Here is a 16,815-nt window from a genome sequence, read left to right as displayed (position 1 = left end):
ATCAAGACGATGATGAATGTTGATTTCTAGTCTTTTGATTAGATCGTTCTTTAAAAATTTGGGTATGTGATAGAAAGATAGACTGAATGGCACTTTCACTGGTGTTGTTCAGGCTAAGGTAAAATTTGTGAGTTGCTCGCATGAGCAAGATCGAATTTTCGGCGAATGTCGTCTTCACAGTATAACCAGATTGCTTGGGGTTATATGGTCAAGTGAAGAAGCGCATACGGTGGATGCCTTGGCAGTCAGAGGCGATGAAAGACGTGGTAGCCTGCGAAAAGCTTCGGGGAGTCGGCAAACAGACTTTGATCCGGAGATGTCTGAATGGGGGAACCCAGCCATCACAAGATGGTTATCTTGCACTGAATACATAGGTGCAAGAGGCGAACCAGGGGAACTGAAACATCTAAGTACCCTGAGGAAAAGAAATCAACCGAGATTCCCTTAGTAGTGGCGAGCGAACGGGGACTAGCCCTTAAGCTTCTTTGATTTTAGCGGAACGCTCTGGAAAGTGCGGCCATAGTGGGTGATAGCCCTGTACGCGAAAGGATCTTAGAAGTGAAATCGAGTAGGACGGAGCACGAGAAACTTTGTCTGAATATGGGGGGACCATCCTCCAAGGCTAAATACTACTGACTGACCGATAGTGAACTAGTACCGTGAGGGAAAGGCGAAAAGAACCCCGGAGAGGGGAGTGAAATAGATCCTGAAACCGTATGCGTACAAGCAGTGGGAGCAGACTTTGTTCTGTGACTGCGTACCTTTTGTATAATGGGTCAGCGACTTATTTTCAGTGGCGAGCTTAACCGAATAGGGGAGGCGTAGCGAAAGCGAGTCTTAATAGGGCGTCTAGTCGCTGGGAATAGACCCGAAACCGGGCGATCTATCCATGGGCAGGTTGAAGGTTAGGTAACACTGACTGGAGGACCGAACCGACTACCGTTGAAAAGTTAGCGGATGACCTGTGGATCGGAGTGAAAGGCTAATCAAGCTCGGAGATAGCTGGTTCTCCTCGAAAGCTATTTAGGTAGCGCCTCATGTATCACTGTAGGGGGTAGAGCACTGTTTCGGCTAGGGGGTCATCCCGACTTACCAAACCGATGCAAACTCCGAATACCTACAAGTGCCGAGCATGGGAGACACACGGCGGGTGCTAACGTCCGTCGTGAAAAGGGAAACAACCCAGACCGTCAGCTAAGGTCCCAAAGTTATGGTTAAGTGGGAAACGATGTGGGAAGGCTTAGACAGCTAGGAGGTTGGCTTAGAAGCAGCCACCCTTTAAAGAAAGCGTAATAGCTCACTAGTCGAGTCGGCCTGCGCGGAAGATGTAACGGGGCTCAAACCATACACCGAAGCTACGGGTATCACGTAAGTGATGCGGTAGAGGAGCGTTCTGTAAGCCTGTGAAGGTGAGTTGAGAAGCTTGCTGGAGGTATCAGAAGTGCGAATGCTGACATGAGTAACGACAATGGGTGTGAAAAACACCCACGCCGAAAGACCAAGGTTTCCTGCGCAACGTTAATCGACGCAGGGTTAGTCGGTCCCTAAGGCGAGGCTGAAAAGCGTAGTCGATGGAAAACAGGTTAATATTCCTGTACTTCTGGTTATTGCGATGGAGGGACGGAGAAGGCTAGGCCAGCTTGGCGTTGGTTGTCCAAGTTTAAGGTGGTAGGCTGAGATCTTAGGTAAATCCGGGATCTTAAGGCCGAGAGCTGATGACGAGTTACCCTTTGGGTGACGAAGTGGTTGATGCCATGCTTCCAAGAAAAGCTTCTAAGCTTCAGATAACCAGGAACCGTACCCCAAACCGACACAGGTGGTTGGGTAGAGAATACCAAGGCGCTTGAGAGAACTCGGGTGAAGGAACTAGGCAAAATGGCACCGTAACTTCGGGAGAAGGTGCGCCGGTGAGGGTGAAGCACTTGCTGCGTAAGCCCACGCCGGTCGAAGATACCAGGCCGCTGCGACTGTTTATTAAAAACACAGCACTCTGCAAACACGAAAGTGGACGTATAGGGTGTGACGCCTGCCCGGTGCCGGAAGGTTAATTGATGGGGTTAGCTAACGCGAAGCTCTTGATCGAAGCCCCGGTAAACGGCGGCCGTAACTATAACGGTCCTAAGGTAGCGAAATTCCTTGTCGGGTAAGTTCCGACCTGCACGAATGGCGTAACGATGGCGGCGCTGTCTCCACCCGAGACTCAGTGAAATTGAAATCGCTGTGAAGATGCAGTGTATCCGCGGCTAGACGGAAAGACCCCGTGAACCTTTACTATAGCTTTGCACTGGACTTTGAATTTGCTTGTGTAGGATAGGTGGGAGGCTTTGAAGCGTGGACGCCAGTCTGCGTGGAGCCATCCTTGAAATACCACCCTGGCAACTTTGAGGTTCTAACTCAGGTCCGTTATCCGGATCGAGGACAGTGTATGGTGGGTAGTTTGACTGGGGCGGTCTCCTCCTAAAGAGTAACGGAGGAGTACGAAGGTGCGCTCAGACCGGTCGGAAATCGGTCGTAGAGTATAAAGGCAAAAGCGCGCTTGACTGCGAGACAGACACGTCGAGCAGGTACGAAAGTAGGTCTTAGTGATCCGGTGGTTCTGTATGGAAGGGCCATCGCTCAACGGATAAAAGGTACTCCGGGGATAACAGGCTGATACCGCCCAAGAGTTCATATCGACGGCGGTGTTTGGCACCTCGATGTCGGCTCATCACATCCTGGGGCTGAAGCCGGTCCCAAGGGTATGGCTGTTCGCCATTTAAAGTGGTACGCGAGCTGGGTTTAGAACGTCGTGAGACAGTTCGGTCCCTATCTGCCGTGGACGTTTGAGATTTGAGAGGGGCTGCTCCTAGTACGAGAGGACCGGAGTGGACGAACCTCTGGTGTTCCGGTTGTCACGCCAGTGGCATTGCCGGGTAGCTATGTTCGGAAAAGATAACCGCTGAAAGCATCTAAGCGGGAAACTTGCCTCAAGATGAGATCTCACTGGAGCCTTGAGCTCCCTGAAGGGCCGTCGAAGACTACGACGTTGATAGGCAGGGTGTGTAAGCGCTGTGAGGCGTTGAGCTAACCTGTACTAATTGCCCGTGAGGCTTGACCATATAACACCCAAGCAATTTGTTGACCTGAAAGGGCACCAGATTGCGGTGTGTGAAGACGAAACGAACCGAAAGTTCGGACTGACTCAGCAGCAACACACAAACTATCGCATACCCATTCGCTGGAACGTGACCGCAAGGCACGCGCTGGCTACCGAATTTCTTGACGACCATAGAGCGTTGGAACCACCTGATCCCATCCCGAACTCAGAAGTGAAACGATGCATCGCCGATGGTAGTGTGGGGTTTCCCCATGTGAGAGTAGGTCATCGTCAAGATTAAATTCCGAAACCCCTATCTGCTGATGCAGGTAGGGGTTTTGTTTTGCCCGCAGGAAAAACCTGCGAAAGCTCGAAATAAATTTGCACAGTTATTTTTGAGCTGGAGCACTAGAATAGCCCCACCTCAGTTGAGTCAGAGTTGTTTATGCCCGACCCGCTGGACACCCATCGGCTGTCAGAACTGCCTTTAGGCGAACTGGTAGCGTGCCATGAGTGCGACCTGTTGATGCGCAAGCCTCGACTGTCCCATGGCGAGAAAGCCGAATGCCCCCGTTGTGGATATGAGCTCTACGCCCACCGGCCCAATGTCGTCGAGCGTAGCCTTGCCTTGGTCATCGCTGCCCTGCTGTTGTATGTACCCGCGAACTTTCTACCCATCATGCAGCTCAACCTGCTCGGTCAATCTTCCCAGGACACCGTGTGGAGTGGCGTGGTCGGCCTGTTCGATAGCGGCATGCAAGGCATCGCGGTGGTGGTGTTCCTGTGCAGCATGGGTGTGCCGCTGCTCAAGCTCCTTTGTCAGTTGGCTGTATTGTTGACCATTCGCTGGAACGTCGGCCGCAGCTACGGCTTGTTGCTGTATCGCATTTATCACCACCTGCGAGATTGGGGAATGCTTGAGGTCTATCTCATGGGCGTGTTGGTGGCCATCGTCAAGTTGGCAGACATGGCCGCCATCACCGTGGGCCTGGGGTTGGTGTGTTTCATCAGTTTGCTGCTGGTTCAGGTCTGGTTGGAGGTGGTGATGTCGCCGCATCAGATCTGGCAAGCGTTATCAGGAGAGGATGCCCATGCGGGCGATTGATGCGGGTATTCTGATCTGTACCGAATGCCATGAATTGAATCGACTGGATACTGACGCCGACGCGCAAGCCTGTACCCGCTGCGGAGCGCGGATTCATCCCCGTCGCCCGAACAGCTTGATGCGTACCTGGGCGTTGTTGGTCACCGCCGCAATTCTTTACATCCCGGCCAACATGCTACCGATCATGACGATCAATTCCCTGGGCCATGGTGCCCCCAGTACCATCATGGCCGGTGTCATCGAGTTGGTGCAGCACGGCATGTTCCCGATTGCCGCCGTGGTGTTCATCGCCAGTATCCTGGTGCCGACCTTCAAACTGGTGGGTATTGCCTTGCTGTTGTTTTCCGTGCAGCGGCATCAGCCCATGTCTGCAAGGCAACGCATCCTTATGTACCGTTTCATCGAATTCATTGGTCGCTGGTCGATGCTGGATATTTTCGTGATCGCGATTCTGGTGGCGGTGGTGAATTTTGGACGACTCGCCAGTGTCGAAGCCGGTCTTGGCGCGATTGCCTTTGCCAGCGTAGTGATTTTGACAATGATTGCCGCAGTAACCTTCGATCCCCGACTGATTTGGGATAACACGGAGTCGGATAACGACCATGACTGATTTGCCTACCGCTAAAACCCGACCGGCCTCTAACTGGTCGGCCATCTGGGTCCTGCCGTTGATTGCCTTGATCATCGGGGGATGGCTCGGCTGGCGGGCTTATAACGAGACCGGGATCGAGATCAGCGTGCGCTTCGAGAGCGGCGAGGGTATCCAGATCAACAAGACCGAGGTGGTCTACAAGGGTATGCCGGTCGGTAAAGTGAAAGCCCTTACTCTGGACGACGAAGGCAGCTCGAAGGGGGTGGTCGCGACCGTTGAGATGAACAAGGACGTGGAACAATACCTCAAGACCGGAACGCGTTTCTGGCTGGTCAAGCCAAGCGTGAGCCTGGCCGGGATCACGGGTCTGGAAACCCTGGTATCGGGCAACTACGTGGCGATCAGCCCGGGTGACGGAGACTCCAGCCGCAAGTTCAAGGCCTTGTCCCAAGAGCCGCCACTGTCGGACGCCAAGCCGGGTTTACACCTGACCATCAAGGCTGACCGGTTGGGTTCGCTGGATCGGGGCAGCCCGGTATTCTACAAGCAGATCCAGGTCGGGCAGGTGAAGAGCTACCAGCTCTCTGAAGATCAGAACACGGTGGAGATCAAGGTTTTCATCGAACCGACCTACGCCAGCCTGGTGCGTAAACACACGCGTTTCTGGAATGCCAGCGGCATCAGCATCGATGCCAATCTCTCAGGTGTCAAAGTCCGCAGCGAGTCCCTGGCGAGCATCGTGGCCGGTGGTATTGCATTCGCCACGCCGGAAAGCCGCAAGGACAGTCCACCGACGGACCCCAGCTTGCCGTTTCGTCTTTACGAAGACTTTGACGCCGCGGCTGCCGGTATTCGCGTGAAGGTCAAGCTCAGCGACTTTGAAGGTTTGCAGGCCGGCCGTACACCGGTGATGTACAAGGGCATCCAGGTCGGCAGCCTGAAGAACCTCAAGATTGACTCTGACCTGTCCAGCGCTACGGCTGAACTGACCATGGACCCACTGGCCGAAGATTACCTGGTAACCGGCACTCAGTTCTGGGTCGTCAAGCCGTCGATTTCCCTGGCGGGGATCACCGGCCTGGAAGCGCTGGTCAAGGGCAACTACATTGCCGTGCGACCCGGCGACAAGGGCGCGGCCCCCCAGCGTGAGTTCGAAGCCAGGGCGAAGGCGCCGCCGCTGGACTTGCGTTCGCCCGGCCTGCATCTGGTGCTGTTGACTGAAAACCTCGGATCGCTGGAGGTCGGCAGCCCGATCCTCTACAAGCAGGTCAAGGTCGGCTCGGTGCAGAGCTACCAATTCTCCCGCAAGAAAAAGCAGTTGATCGTCGGTGTGCACATCGAGAAGGAATACGAAGGGCTGGTCAACGGTTCGACGCGGTTCTGGAACGCCAGCGGCATTACCCTCACGGGAGGTCTGACGGGGGGAATCCAGGTCAAGAGTGAATCGCTGCAAAGCCTGATGGCTGGCGGTATCGCCTTCGAAACGCCGGTGCCCAATGTACCGTTGAAGAGACGTGTCCCCCGCTTCCGCCTGTTCGAGAACCGCGAAGCCGCGCAACAGAACGGCACCGTGGTGACGATCAAGGTCGATCGTGCCGACGGTTTGCGCAGCGGGACGCCGATTCGCTACAAAGGGTTGGATGTGGGCAAGGTCGAGGACGTTGATCTCAGCGCCGATCTACAGTCGGTGCTGCTCACTGCTCGCATCACTGAAGTACCGGAGCGTATCGCCCGGGTTGGCAGCCAGTTCTGGGTCGTCAAACCCGAACTGGGGCTGATCAAGACCTCGAACCTGGAAACACTGGTGACCGGTCAGTACCTCGAAGTGCAGCCCTCGGTGAAAAACCTCGGGCCACAGAAGAACTTCGTGGCCCTTGCCAGTCCACCGGAAAGTGCCGTGCCCGAAGCCGGTTTGAGCCTGGTGTTGAGCGCTGCCCGCCGTGGTTCGTTGAAGACGGGCGTTCCGGTGACGTACCGAGAGATCACTGTGGGCAAGGTTACCGGTTATGAACTGGGCCAGACGGCGGACCGGGTGCTGATCCACATCCTGATCGAACCCAAATACGCGCCGCTGGTACGCAGTGGTACGCGATTCTGGAACACCAGCGGTTTCGACATGGACTTCGGCCTGTTCAAGGGCGCCACAGTGCGGACCGAGTCGTTGGAGACGTTGATCCAAGGGGGCGTCGCTTTCGCGACACCGGATGGCGAGAGCATGGGCAGCCCGGCGCGGCCGGAGCAGACCTTCCCGTTGTTCGATAAATTCGAGGATGAGTGGCTGACCTGGGCGCCGAAGATCAAGCTCGGTAAATAACGGGTCAAGTGGTGGCCTGTTCCGACGTCATCGCGAGCAGGCTCGCTCCCACAATGACCCGTTGCAAACACAGCTCCTGTGCCTGACACGAATCCCCTGTGGGAGCGAGCCTGCTCGCGATGACGGCGGGACAGTCGATACAAGTGCTTAAAAAAAAAGGCCGCGATCCAATGGATCGCGGCCTTTTTCATTTTCCGAGACTTACCTCACACCGGATCCAGCTCCGGCTCATCGGCCTCTACATTCACCGTGGCTTTCACCACATCATGGCGGCGGATGTACTTCCAGTCCGCTTCGTCGATGTAGATACCGTTCGGGCCGCTGCCGCCTTCCAGGTCGATGGCGACACTGGCACAGACCTGCGGCTTCACACTCGCCAGGATCGGCACGAAGCCCAGTTGCAGACTGGTTTCCAGCAACGCTGCCTGGTTCTTTTCATCGATGTCCGCCGCCTCATCCAAGTAGTACGGCAGGCGCACGCGACCGGCCTGCTCGCGGTCCATCAAGTGCAGCAACAGGTACATGTTGGTCAGCGCCTTGATGGTCATGGTGGTGCCGTTGGAGGCCGCGCCATCGATGTCAGTATGGATCACGGGCTGGCCGTTGACCTTGGTGATCTCGAAGGCCAGTTCGAACAGGTCCTTGAGGCCGAGCTGGTTGTGGTTCGCCGCCACCAGGCGCGCCAGGTATTCCTTGGCTTCTTCGTTCTTGTTGTCCTGCTCGGCGCTCTGGCTGAGGTCAAACACCGAGAGGGTCTCGCCTTCCTCGTATTGACCGGCGCTGTGGATGATCTGGTCGATGTGCTTGAGCGCTTCCTTGTTCGGCGCCAGGACGATGCGGAAGCTCTGCAGGTTGGACACCTGGCGCTTGTTGATCTCGCGGTTGAACAACGCCAGTTGGTGCTCGAGGCTGTCGTAGTCGCTGCGGATGTTGCGCAGGGTCCGGGCGATGTCAGTCACTGCCGCACGGCGAGCCTTGCCCAACGTCAGGGCTTCGTCGGTACGGTGGGCATAGGCGTTGATCAGCAGTTGCAGGCGGCGCTCCATGTCGTCTTCGCTGTCGAACTTGGCGACGCCCTTGAGGCGCACCTGGGCGTACAGTGCCTCGATCTGGCCGTCCACCCGCAGCAAGCCTTGCCAGCTGTCCTGATAGTCATTGAGCAGCGGCAGCAGGTTGTCCATGGAGTCGTCGACCGGGTCCATGAACGGCGTGCCGAACGGCAAGTCCGCCGGTAGCAGTTGACGGCGGCGCAAGGCGTCGTCGAGGGTGCGCTGCTTGGCTTCCATATCGGCAATCTGCCGGCCCACCAGTTGCAGTTTGGCGGAAAGCTGCTGGACACGCTCGGTGAAGGCGTCGCTGGAGCGCTTGAGTTCGTCCTGGGCGGCTTCCATCTGTGCCAGTTGCTCGAGCTTTTCGCCTTCTTCGGCGCTCAGGGTCTGGCTGCGACGGAAGTCTTCCAGGGCCTTTTGCGCGTCCAGTACCTGCTGGTACAGCGCTTCGGTCTGGGTCTTGCTCGCCGCACGGTCGGCGGCCACGGCCTGTTGGGTCTTGAGTTGCTTGAGTTCTTTCTCCAGGCGCTCTTTCTGGTCCCGCAACGCGGCGCGGTCGGCCAGGGCTTGCAGGGCCGGTGGCTCGATGTGGGACAGGTCGATGGACAGGCCCGGCACTTCGAAACGCTCGCCCTTGAAGCCGTCGAGGATCAACTCCATGGATTTGACCCATTCGCCGTTCTCGTCCAGCGCGATGCCATGCTCGCCCAGCGGTAGGCTGAACAGGGCGCTGTTGAACAGGCGCATCAAGCGCTCGACGTCCTGCTGCGAAAACTCCTCTCGTAGGCGGGCGTAGCTGTTGTTGTCGGCGTGATCGAGTTGCTGCTTGACCGACTTCAGGCGTTTTTCCAGATCCCGCAGACGCTCTTCCAGGTCTTCGGCGCTGAACTGCCGGGACTGGGCCAGGGCGCCGGCCAGTTCATCGTGGGCATCCTTGGCGGCGAGCAGTTGCTGCTCCAGGACCTTGACGTCATCCACCAGGGCGAAGCGATGCTTGAGCACCGACAGCTCGCCGAGCCAGCGCTGGATCCCCGTGATTTCCCGCTCCAGGCGCATCAGCTCCTGGGTGCTGCCGCGCTGGTCGTTCTGCAGCGAATCCTGTTCGTTGCGGTAGTGCTCGGCCTGGATGGTCAGCTCTTCCTTGCGTGCTCCGGCGTAGTCCGACCAGGTACCCAGCAACGAGTCGAGCAAGGGCGACAGGCGATGCAGTTTGCCGCGCAGGATATCGCGCTGCTTCACGCCATTGGCCAGGGCTTCCACCAACGGACCCGCGGCCACCAGGGAGTTGTAGTCCTGCTCCATGCGTCGCACGTCGCGGAAGGCTTCTTCGCACGCGGCGATGTAGTCCACGCTCCCGGAACGCAGACTGTGCTCGAAGGCATCGAGAAACAGCTGCTTGAGCTTGGCCGCGGTGATTTCGCGCATGTGCAGCAGGTTGATGAACAGCGCTCGGAAAGTCTTGAGGCTTTGCTCGCTGGTGGAACGCAGCGGGATCAGCGTCAGGTCCAGGGGAATCGAGGTGTGACCACCCACCAGCAGGCGCCGCAGTTCATCGGGCTTGAGTTCGTAAGCCTTGAGGCCTTCGCGCTCCAGGTTGGTGAACAGCTCTTTCTGACGCAGGCAGGTGTCGTTTTTCTGATAGTGGGCCAGGTCCAGTTTGCCTGCGTAGGCAAAGAACTGGTGACCGAAACCGCCGCCGGGGCCGCGACCGACCACGCCGATCACATGAGGACCGTGGGGCAGGGCGACTTCCACCAGGATGTAGCTGGTGTCCGAGGCGAAGTAGAAACGCCGGGATTGCTCCAGGCTGTACTTGCCGAAGCTCATGTCCGACATACGCGCCAGGATCGGGAACTGCAAGGCGTTGATCGAGGCGGATTTACCGAGGTTGTTCGCGCCATACACCGACAGCGGTTCTTCCAGCGGGAACAGGCCGAGGCTGTAGCCGGCGGTGTTCAAAAGGGCAAAGCGGCGGATGCCGTAGCGTTCCTGGCTCATGCGTCGGTCTCCTGTTCTTCGGCAATGGCGCGGGCCAGTGCGTCTTCTTCGCTTTCGTCTTCAAACGGCGCCAGGTCGAGCGGATCGTCGGTTTGCAGCAGCTTCTCATCACTGTCTTCGTCGATCAGTACCGGCGCCGGCAACGGCAGCACGCTGTGCACGCTGGCCGCCAGGTCGCGGTCCTGCTGGACCGACAGGCAGACATCGAGGAAACGGTGCATCGGCGGCAGGAAGCGGTACACGCCGTTGTCTTCACTGGCGAAGCCCAGTTGGGTCATGCGGCGCATGATTTTTTCTTCCAGCTCTTCCTGGGTCTGTACCTCGGCCTGGATGAACAGGTCGCGGTACTTTTCCAGCAGCGAAGGCAGCTCATCGCGGCCCAGGCTGCCACCGTCGAGCACGGCAATCGGGTCGCGGCCCTGGTCGGCCAGGTGCTCGACGAGGATGAAGGTGAACAGCGCCAGGCGCTGGGCGGTCTTGTTCACCGCCGCAGCGGCCAGGTCCGGCACGAAGTAGTAGAAACCACGGGTATCGCACACCAGTTCAAAACCCAGGGCCTTGAACAGCGTGCGGTACTGGTCCTGGAAATTCGACAGTTGCGCGTACAGCTCCGGGTCGCGGCGGCTGACGTGGTAACCCTTGAACAGCTCGCGAAAGATCGGCGCCAGCTGGGACAGTTCGGATAGATCAAGATGCATGGGGGATGCTCGCAGAATCCTCGGCAGCGTCGCGGGCCGAGAGCAGGGCGAAGGAGCGCAGGCTGACCTGATGCTCGTGAGTGTGGTATTCGCGGCGTTCCAGGCGCTCGCGCTTGAAGCGTTTTTCCCGCGACAGGCGCGAGAACCAGTACAGCAATTCGTCGGTGGCGCCGTCCGGCTCCTGCTCCAGCAGCCAGACCATCAGATCCGGCAGCGGCAGGGCATCTTCGCAACGCTCGACCATCTCGCGCACGGTGCGCGGCGCCCGCGGGGCATCGCTGCCCTTGTGGGTTTTGTGGGACTTGGGGAAGCGCGCCGGTTTCGGCTCGAAGCGGGCCAGGGCGTAGACATAGGCTTCAACCTGGCTGGCGCTGCCGAGGAAGGTGCTTTGCGGCCGGGTGAACAACGGCATGGCCGCCTGCGGCACGGCATCGATGCCTTTGCGACGGATGGCAGCCAGGGCCAGGGCTGCGCCACGGGTCACGGCGTTGTGACGACGGGCCTCTTCGCGCAGCGGCAGGAGCAACTCGCGGGCATGGCGCAGGGTCAGCTGGGCGCTGGTCTGCATCTCGAGAATGCGTGCGTGGGTACGCAGCAGCATGTCATCGTCCACCAGGTGGCCGAGGCGCTGTTGTTCGGTGAGCATGCGCAACAACACATTCTCGACCTTGCGCACGCCTTGCTCGAACGCTCCGTCGGCGTTAACCAACTGGATCATCGGTTCGACGTACTCGTCCCAGGTCGCCAGCACTTCAGCGTAACGTTGGCGCAGCGGGATCTGCCGGTCGCTGGTCTTGGCCCGTTCGGCCACGGCCACCAGGGCCTGCTCATCGTTGGCAAGTTTCTTCAGGACGTCCCGCACGCGCATGTCGAGCAGGCGCAACTGGCGGGCCAGGTCGTTGCCGTCGCGCACGTCGAAGGCGTCCTGGATATAGCCGGCCAGACGTTCGAGGTGGCGCAGGTAGGCTTCGATCTCCAGGCACAGGCCCAGGCGGTGTTCGCGGCGCAGGTAGGCGAGGAAGTCATGGATCTGGGCATTCAGCTCGAAACGGTTCGGGCTTTTTGCCACCGGCACGAGGATGTCCAGGCGGATCCACACGTCCAGCAGGTTGGTGATGTCCTGGGGCGTGCTGTCCAGCTGTTGGGCGGCCAGTTGTGAACGCAATTCGTTGAGGCTCAGGGTGCCCTGGTCGAAGTGCTCGCACAAAGGTTCCAGCAATGCCCAGTGTTCAGCGAGGGCGCGCAAGACGCGCTTGGGTTCGATCATCGCAATGGCCGTCGGGTTGGCAATTAAAAGGGGCGATTGTACTGCATCGGGCCGGTTGCGATTCACCCCCGAGACGGACTGTCGTCTGTATTGCCCAACTATTGACTCAACAAGGAAGCGATCCGCGTCGAAGGGCGGTAGAATCCCTTCCACTTTCAGTTATCCACAAGTGGCCGACCCTTGCTTATCGAGTCCCGTCGCCGCGCCTATCTGACCGCCATGCAGGTGGTCAATTGGCTGCCGCGCACCGAATTGCCGTTCGCCGCCCCGTCGCGGCCTGAGCTGTTGGAAATGCCCGAGCCGGCAGAGATCGCGCCGGTGGTTGCGGCCCCCGTGGCCCGGACCGTGGCCGAGCCGGCAGCGCCTGTGGCCGAACGGCCGAAAATCGAAGTGCCACGGCCTAGCCTGGCCTCGACCCGCAACGGTGCCAAACCGGTGGAGGACGCGCCGGAGGTGCCGGCCCCTGCCAGGGTCGCCCAGGTCCCGCCACCGCGCTTCGCCCTGCAATTGCTGCGTGCCGGACGATGCCTGCTGCTGGTGGAACTGCCCACCGGCGAGCCATTCCAGAGCCGCGATCCCGCGTATCTGCTACTCAAGGACATGTTGCGCGCCGCCGGTCTGCCAGACAGTCCACAGATCGTGGGTGAACCGGTGCGCTGGCCGCTGTTGTCTCGCGGGACGATGGACCAGGGGCCGGAAGCTGCACGGGAGTTCGTCCAGGGTTTTGTAGCGGCGCGGCTCGAAGACGCGCCCTGCGCGTGTTTGTGGTTGGTCGGCCTGCCGGCGGTGAAGTTTGCCGGCGAAGCGGACGCGCAAGCGTTCAATCGCGAGCTGCAGATCGAAGGGCTGGGGGTGGCCTGGGCATTACCGGGCCTGGAACTGTTAATGGAAACGCCACAGCACAAGGCTGAAGTCTGGCAAGCCATGCGCCGGCTGATGGCGCGCTGGAAAGAATCGAATGAGTGATGCTGTTTCGTTTCGCCCGATGACCGAGGCGGACCTCGACGCTGTACTGAAAATCGAATACGCGGCCTACAGCCACCCTTGGACCCGGGGGATATTTCTCGACGGTCTGGGCAAGTACCAGATCTGGCTGATGTTCGAAGGCCAGCAGCAAGTGGGGCACGGTGTGGTGCAGATCATTCTTGACGAGGCGCACCTGCTCAACATTACCGTCAAACCGGAAAACCAGGGCCGGGGGCTGGGCTTGCGCCTGCTGGAACACCTCATGTCGATTGCCTACAAGGCCGAGGCCCGGGAGTGCTTCCTGGAGGTGCGCGACAGTAACCGCACGGCGTTCCGGTTGTACGAGCGCTATGGCTTCAACGAGATCGGTCGGCGGCGGGATTATTACCCAGCGGTGGGTGGGCGTGAAGATGCGGTGGTCATGGCTTGTACGCTGGTGGATTGAAGCCAGCATAGAAGTCTCCTGTGGGAGCAAGGCTTGCCCGCGATAGCGACGGGTCAGTTGTCGAGCTATCGACTGTCCTGGCCTCATCGCGGGCAAGCCATGCTCCCACAGGCGTATAGGCAGCCTGGAGGGCTGCGTTTCACTCAGCGCTTGCCATCCAGTGGGTCGATATCCGCCATCTCGGCCTCGTCCAATCCATCGCCCCCGCCAATGTCATTTTCATCCACCACGCTCAGGTCCCAATCGGCCTGCTCGTCGTCGCCGGCCTCGTGGGCATCCCGGGCGCCGTCTTCCCGGATCAGTGTCTCGGGGCTCATGTCATCGTCGGTCGGTTGATGATCATCCGTCGAGGCGCCGGTCATGCCGGCCTCGCGGACGCGCTCACGGGGCATCAAATGTTCGCGTTCGTTTTCCGGCAACTCGTCACCAATCTTCGCGCTGGGCTCGTCTTCATCGAATTCCAGTTCATGCATCGAACCCATGCGGTCTTCGTTGTCATCGATGGGCTCCGGTTGCGCCGCATCGAAAGGACGTCGTGAATCATTCATGGCAACTCTCCTACTTTGGGCCTTACTGGATGGACCGGTAGCCGTGTCGAGAATTCCAACGGCATTGACGAAGTGACCTCGACAGCCGCTCCGTTGTCAAAGATGCGCACTGTTCTCGAGGGCAAGACAGCATGAACGAACTACAAGATCTGATTGATAACAACGCGCGCTGGGCCGATGCGATCAAGCAGGAGGATCCTGACTTCTTCGCCAAGCTGGCTCGTCAGCAAACCCCTGAATACCTGTGGATCGGCTGTTCCGATGCGCGGGTGCCGGCCAACGAGATCGTCGGCATGCTGCCGGGCGATCTGTTCGTGCACCGCAACGTGGCCAACGTGGTGCTGCACACCGACCTCAATTGCCTGTCGGTGATCCAGTATGCAGTGGACGTGCTCAAGGTCAAACACATCCTGGTCACCGGCCATTATGGCTGTGGTGGCGTGCGGGCCTCGATGCAGGATCGCCAGCTGGGTCTGATCGATGGCTGGCTGCGCTCCATTCGCGACCTGTATTACGAGCATCGCGAAGCGTTGGCGCAACTGCCGACCGAAGAGGAACGTGTGGATCGCCTGTGCGAACTCAACGTGATTCAACAGGTGGCCAACGTCGGCCACACCAGCATCGTGCAGAACGCCTGGCATCGCGGACAGAAGTTGTCGATCCATGGTTGCATCTATGGCATCAAGGACGGGCGTTGGAAAAGCCTGGACACCACGATCAGCGGTTTCGAGCAATTGCCGCCGCAGTATCGCTTGCGTCCGGTGGGCGCCCCCTGATCTGACTGGCGTCAGTCGCGGTGACAGCGGCGGCGCCAGTGCTTCAGGAACTTCATGCCCTGTTCGTTGGGCGGTTCGTCATAGCCAGTGATCCAACCATGGCAATTGGACGAACCGCACCGACAGGCAAACTGCCGGTAGAGCTTCTGTTCCGTGCTGGCGTGATCCATCGTCAGGCAGTCGCCTGCGTGGATGGGCGTCAGCGCCCATAACCACAGTTCGCTCATGTCGAGAAAGACATTCGGGTTGCAGGAATGCAGCAGCAATCCGGCGAAGTGCGGGTCATACATATGGATGTCCGGCAGGACCTGCACAGTGTGCGGGCGGCGCCGCCCCACCAGCAGCCCCGATACCCTGCACATCCGCTCCATGGGGGCGAACCTTTTCCGGGCGATAACGGCATTGCCGCGGCCGTTGGGGGTGCGTAGCACTTCGAAATCGCGGGCAGACGGATAACCCAGGCGGAGGCTGAGAGCTTTTTCCGGGTAAATGCAGCCCCGGTCCTGTGAAAAGGCTTTATCTGCAACGAAGATGGTCATGACAGTCCTTGTCGGTACAGGCCGACTTGCTGCCGTTGGCGTCCTGCCAACGGTCGTGAGTGACCTGGGTAGCTTCCTCCAAGTCCGACGGGACATCTACTGTCAACTCTGACAGGCGCCAAAGGCGCTTTCCTGTGTGAGCGAAGGCTTACAAAGGAAAGTGGACCCGTGGCGAGGGCATATGTCCCCTCACCACGAGGCCTTCAGGGGTTATACCGACTCGGATGGCAGCGGCATGGGCACCTTCAACTGCGGAAGTTGCGACTTGATCGCCGGCGTTTCGCATTTTTTCGCCGCGTCTTCTGGCGACAGCTTGCGAATCGAGGTGTAGAACAACTCGCAGGTTTTTTCCTTTTGCGTGACCTGCCAGGTCTGCGTGCACTGGTTCAATTGAGTCGTCGGGTCGCTGCTCGGCTTGCTGCCCATGCCGGCTTGCCAGCAGGCAGCGCTCAGGTCCTGGCCCATGACTTTCAGGCCTGCCGCGTCCGCCTTGGCTTCGTCGCCGCCATAGCTTTCCGGGTCGGCGGCGTACCAGATGTAGCTTGGGTGGTTGGAGCCCAGGACTGGAACCTTGACGCCAGCGGCGGGAGAGATGGTCGCCAGGCCGAGCACCGCCACGGTCTGGCCGTATTGGGTCTTGATCCAGTTCCGCACGGGGGCACCAAAGGCCACCATTGGCAGCGCGGTTCCGCTGGCGCTCTGGCTGACTTGCTTGACCATGGTGGTCTGGTAGTCGTTGAAGTAATCGTAGACACCCTCCAGCGTCGCGCCGGCAGTGGACGGAGCCGCGATGGGGGCGATGTCGATGATGGTCTGGTAAGCCGGCGTCTGGTCGGCGGCAATGCCGTTGGCCGTCAGCAGGGTGGCCCAGCGATCGGTGGTGGCTGATTCCAGGTAGTCCTGGGCCTGGGTCAGGGAATAATCAGGCGGGAAGTGCAGCAGTTCGACACTCTTGCGGTTTTCCAGGGCCATGCCCAGCGGCAGGAACAGGTACCAGTTGTAGGCCCATTTCTTGTCGTCGTTGAGCTTCGTGGCCCCCTTGTACGCCAGGTCACCGGCATCGAGCAGTTTGCTCAAGGGTTGGCCATAGGCTTTCGGCACGCCGCTGATGTGGGCGTAGACCTTGCCGTTGTCGCGTTTGACGCTGACCTTGGCCGCGCCGTAGCCGTCACGTTGAACGCTCTGGGTCAGGTAGTGCTCGACGGTCTGTTCCAGCGTCCAGTTGCGGAAGCAGATGACGTTGCAGTTGTTGGGGTAAGCGAAGAGGCGAGTGACGCGTTCGGTACTGCCAAGCTGTACATCGATGTCGGCCCCGTGAACGGTGGCACTCAGGGCCAGGGCGGCAAGGGGAAATACTGCGAGTTTAGACATGCTCAGATCCTTTTCAGCGTTTGAGCCCTTCGAACAGGGCGCCCCCATACTGAAACAGACCGAGCCGAAGA

At 59.1% G+C, this 16,815-nt stretch carries 12 protein-coding genes and 2 rRNA genes; 8 read left to right on the top strand and 6 right to left on the bottom strand.

Annotation, left to right across the window (positions count from 1 at the left end):
• Positions 1-206: 206 nt before the first annotated feature.
• The 5 genes from PCOSP_RS24580 to PCOSP_RS24560 all read left to right on the top strand — a co-directional run bounded on the left by PCOSP_RS24580 (position 207) and on the right by PCOSP_RS24560 (position 7,087).
• Positions 207-3,098, top strand: a 23S ribosomal RNA gene (locus tag PCOSP_RS24580).
• A gap of 159 nt (positions 3,099-3,257) precedes the next feature.
• A 5S ribosomal RNA gene (rrf, locus tag PCOSP_RS24575) occupies positions 3,258-3,373 on the top strand.
• Positions 3,374-3,521: 148 nt separating this feature from the next.
• Entirely contained in the window at positions 3,522-4,181 is a 660-nt protein-coding gene (locus PCOSP_RS24570) for a paraquat-inducible protein A (protein WP_139644705.1), read from the top strand.
• Positions 4,168-4,791: a paraquat-inducible protein A gene (locus PCOSP_RS24565; protein WP_464709698.1), complete on the top strand. Its 624-nt coding sequence runs from the start codon at positions 4,168-4,170 to the stop codon at positions 4,789-4,791. Before PCOSP_RS24570 ends, PCOSP_RS24565 begins: the two co-directional genes overlap by 14 nt.
• Positions 4,784-7,087: a PqiB family protein gene (locus tag PCOSP_RS24560; protein WP_464709697.1), complete on the top strand. Its 2,304-nt coding sequence runs from the start codon at positions 4,784-4,786 to the stop codon at positions 7,085-7,087. The genes PCOSP_RS24565 and PCOSP_RS24560 overlap by 8 nt, the downstream gene beginning before the upstream one ends.
• A 206-nt stretch (positions 7,088-7,293) precedes the next feature.
• On the opposite strand, the gene mksF is transcribed toward PCOSP_RS24560, so the two are convergent.
• Genes mksF through mksB form a run of 3 tightly spaced genes read right to left on the bottom strand, consistent with a single transcriptional unit; the run spans position 7,294 to position 12,099 of the window.
• Positions 7,294-10,134 carry an Mks condensin complex protein MksF gene (mksF, locus tag PCOSP_RS24555; protein WP_175363506.1) on the bottom strand — a complete coding sequence of 947 codons (2,841 nt, stop codon included), beginning with the start codon at positions 10,132-10,134 and terminating at the stop codon, positions 7,294-7,296.
• Positions 10,131-10,832 carry an Mks condensin complex protein MksE gene (gene mksE / locus PCOSP_RS24550; RefSeq protein WP_024778194.1) on the bottom strand — a complete coding sequence of 234 codons (702 nt, stop codon included), beginning with the start codon at positions 10,830-10,832 and terminating at the stop codon, positions 10,131-10,133. Before mksE ends, mksF begins: the two co-directional genes overlap by 4 nt.
• Positions 10,822-12,099 carry an Mks condensin complex protein MksB gene (gene mksB / locus PCOSP_RS24545; protein WP_464709696.1) on the bottom strand — a complete coding sequence of 426 codons (1,278 nt, stop codon included), beginning with the start codon at positions 12,097-12,099 and terminating at the stop codon, positions 10,822-10,824. The genes mksE and mksB overlap by 11 nt, the downstream gene beginning before the upstream one ends.
• Positions 12,100-12,279: 180 nt before the next feature.
• Here mksB and PCOSP_RS24540 point away from each other — a divergent pair, with 180 nt between their 5' ends.
• Complete coding sequence (locus PCOSP_RS24540) at positions 12,280-13,065, top strand: energy transducer TonB (RefSeq protein ID WP_464709695.1); 786 nt, start codon at positions 12,280-12,282, stop codon at positions 13,063-13,065.
• Positions 13,058-13,510, top strand: a complete 453-nt coding sequence (gene rimI / locus PCOSP_RS24535) for a ribosomal protein S18-alanine N-acetyltransferase (RefSeq protein WP_003205585.1) — start codon at positions 13,058-13,060, stop codon at positions 13,508-13,510. Before PCOSP_RS24540 ends, rimI begins: the two co-directional genes overlap by 8 nt.
• Before the next feature lie 143 nt (positions 13,511-13,653).
• On the opposite strand, the gene PCOSP_RS24530 is transcribed toward rimI, so the two are convergent.
• A complete protein-coding gene (locus PCOSP_RS24530; RefSeq protein WP_139644717.1) occupies positions 13,654-14,058 on the bottom strand; it encodes a serine kinase/phosphatase in 405 nt (134 codons plus the stop codon).
• A 131-nt stretch (positions 14,059-14,189) separates the two neighbouring features.
• Here PCOSP_RS24530 and can point away from each other — a divergent pair, with 131 nt between their 5' ends.
• Complete coding sequence (can, locus tag PCOSP_RS24525) at positions 14,190-14,834, top strand: carbonate dehydratase (RefSeq protein ID WP_041023284.1); 645 nt, start codon at positions 14,190-14,192, stop codon at positions 14,832-14,834.
• An 11-nt stretch (positions 14,835-14,845) separates the two neighbouring features.
• Here the strand turns inward: can and PCOSP_RS24520 are convergent, their stop codons facing one another.
• Both PCOSP_RS24520 and PCOSP_RS24515 read right to left on the bottom strand, forming a co-directional pair.
• Positions 14,846-15,373: an SET domain-containing protein gene (locus PCOSP_RS24520; RefSeq protein WP_139644719.1), complete on the bottom strand. Its 528-nt coding sequence runs from the start codon at positions 15,371-15,373 to the stop codon at positions 14,846-14,848.
• A gap of 210 nt (positions 15,374-15,583) precedes the next feature.
• Positions 15,584-16,744: a hypothetical protein gene (locus PCOSP_RS24515; RefSeq protein WP_175363503.1), complete on the bottom strand. Its 1,161-nt coding sequence runs from the start codon at positions 16,742-16,744 to the stop codon at positions 15,584-15,586.
• Positions 16,745-16,815: the final 71 nt, after the last annotated feature.

This window comes from Pseudomonas sp. MAFF 730105, assembly GCF_055380705.1.
Note: the sequence above shows the minus strand (reverse complement) of the source record. Positions and strands in the feature narration are given on the sequence as shown.

What these genes read in the sequence shown, in the direction of transcription:
- PCOSP_RS24570 (WP_139644705.1), top strand. Translation starts at nt 3,522, where the DNA reads ATGCCCGACCCGCTGGACACCCATCGGCTGTCAGAACTGCCTTTAGGC.
- PCOSP_RS24565 (WP_464709698.1), top strand. Translation starts at nt 4,168, where the DNA reads ATGCGGGCGATTGATGCGGGTATTCTGATCTGTACCGAATGCCATGAA.
- PCOSP_RS24560 (WP_464709697.1), top strand. Translation starts at nt 4,784, where the DNA reads ATGACTGATTTGCCTACCGCTAAAACCCGACCGGCCTCTAACTGGTCG.
- mksF (WP_175363506.1), bottom strand. Translation starts at nt 10,134, where the DNA reads ATGAGCCAGGAACGCTACGGCATCCGCCGCTTTGCCCTTTTGAACACC.
- mksE (WP_024778194.1), bottom strand. Translation starts at nt 10,832, where the DNA reads ATGCATCTTGATCTATCCGAACTGTCCCAGCTGGCGCCGATCTTTCGC.
- mksB (WP_464709696.1), bottom strand. Translation starts at nt 12,099, where the DNA reads ATGATCGAACCCAAGCGCGTCTTGCGCGCCCTCGCTGAACACTGGGCA.
- rimI (WP_003205585.1), top strand. Translation starts at nt 13,058, where the DNA reads ATGAGTGATGCTGTTTCGTTTCGCCCGATGACCGAGGCGGACCTCGAC.
- PCOSP_RS24530 (WP_139644717.1), bottom strand. Translation starts at nt 14,058, where the DNA reads ATGAATGATTCACGACGTCCTTTCGATGCGGCGCAACCGGAGCCCATC.
- can (WP_041023284.1), top strand. Translation starts at nt 14,190, where the DNA reads ATGAACGAACTACAAGATCTGATTGATAACAACGCGCGCTGGGCCGAT.
- PCOSP_RS24520 (WP_139644719.1), bottom strand. Translation starts at nt 15,373, where the DNA reads ATGACCATCTTCGTTGCAGATAAAGCCTTTTCACAGGACCGGGGCTGC.
- PCOSP_RS24515 (WP_175363503.1), bottom strand. Translation starts at nt 16,744, where the DNA reads ATGTCTAAACTCGCAGTATTTCCCCTTGCCGCCCTGGCCCTGAGTGCC.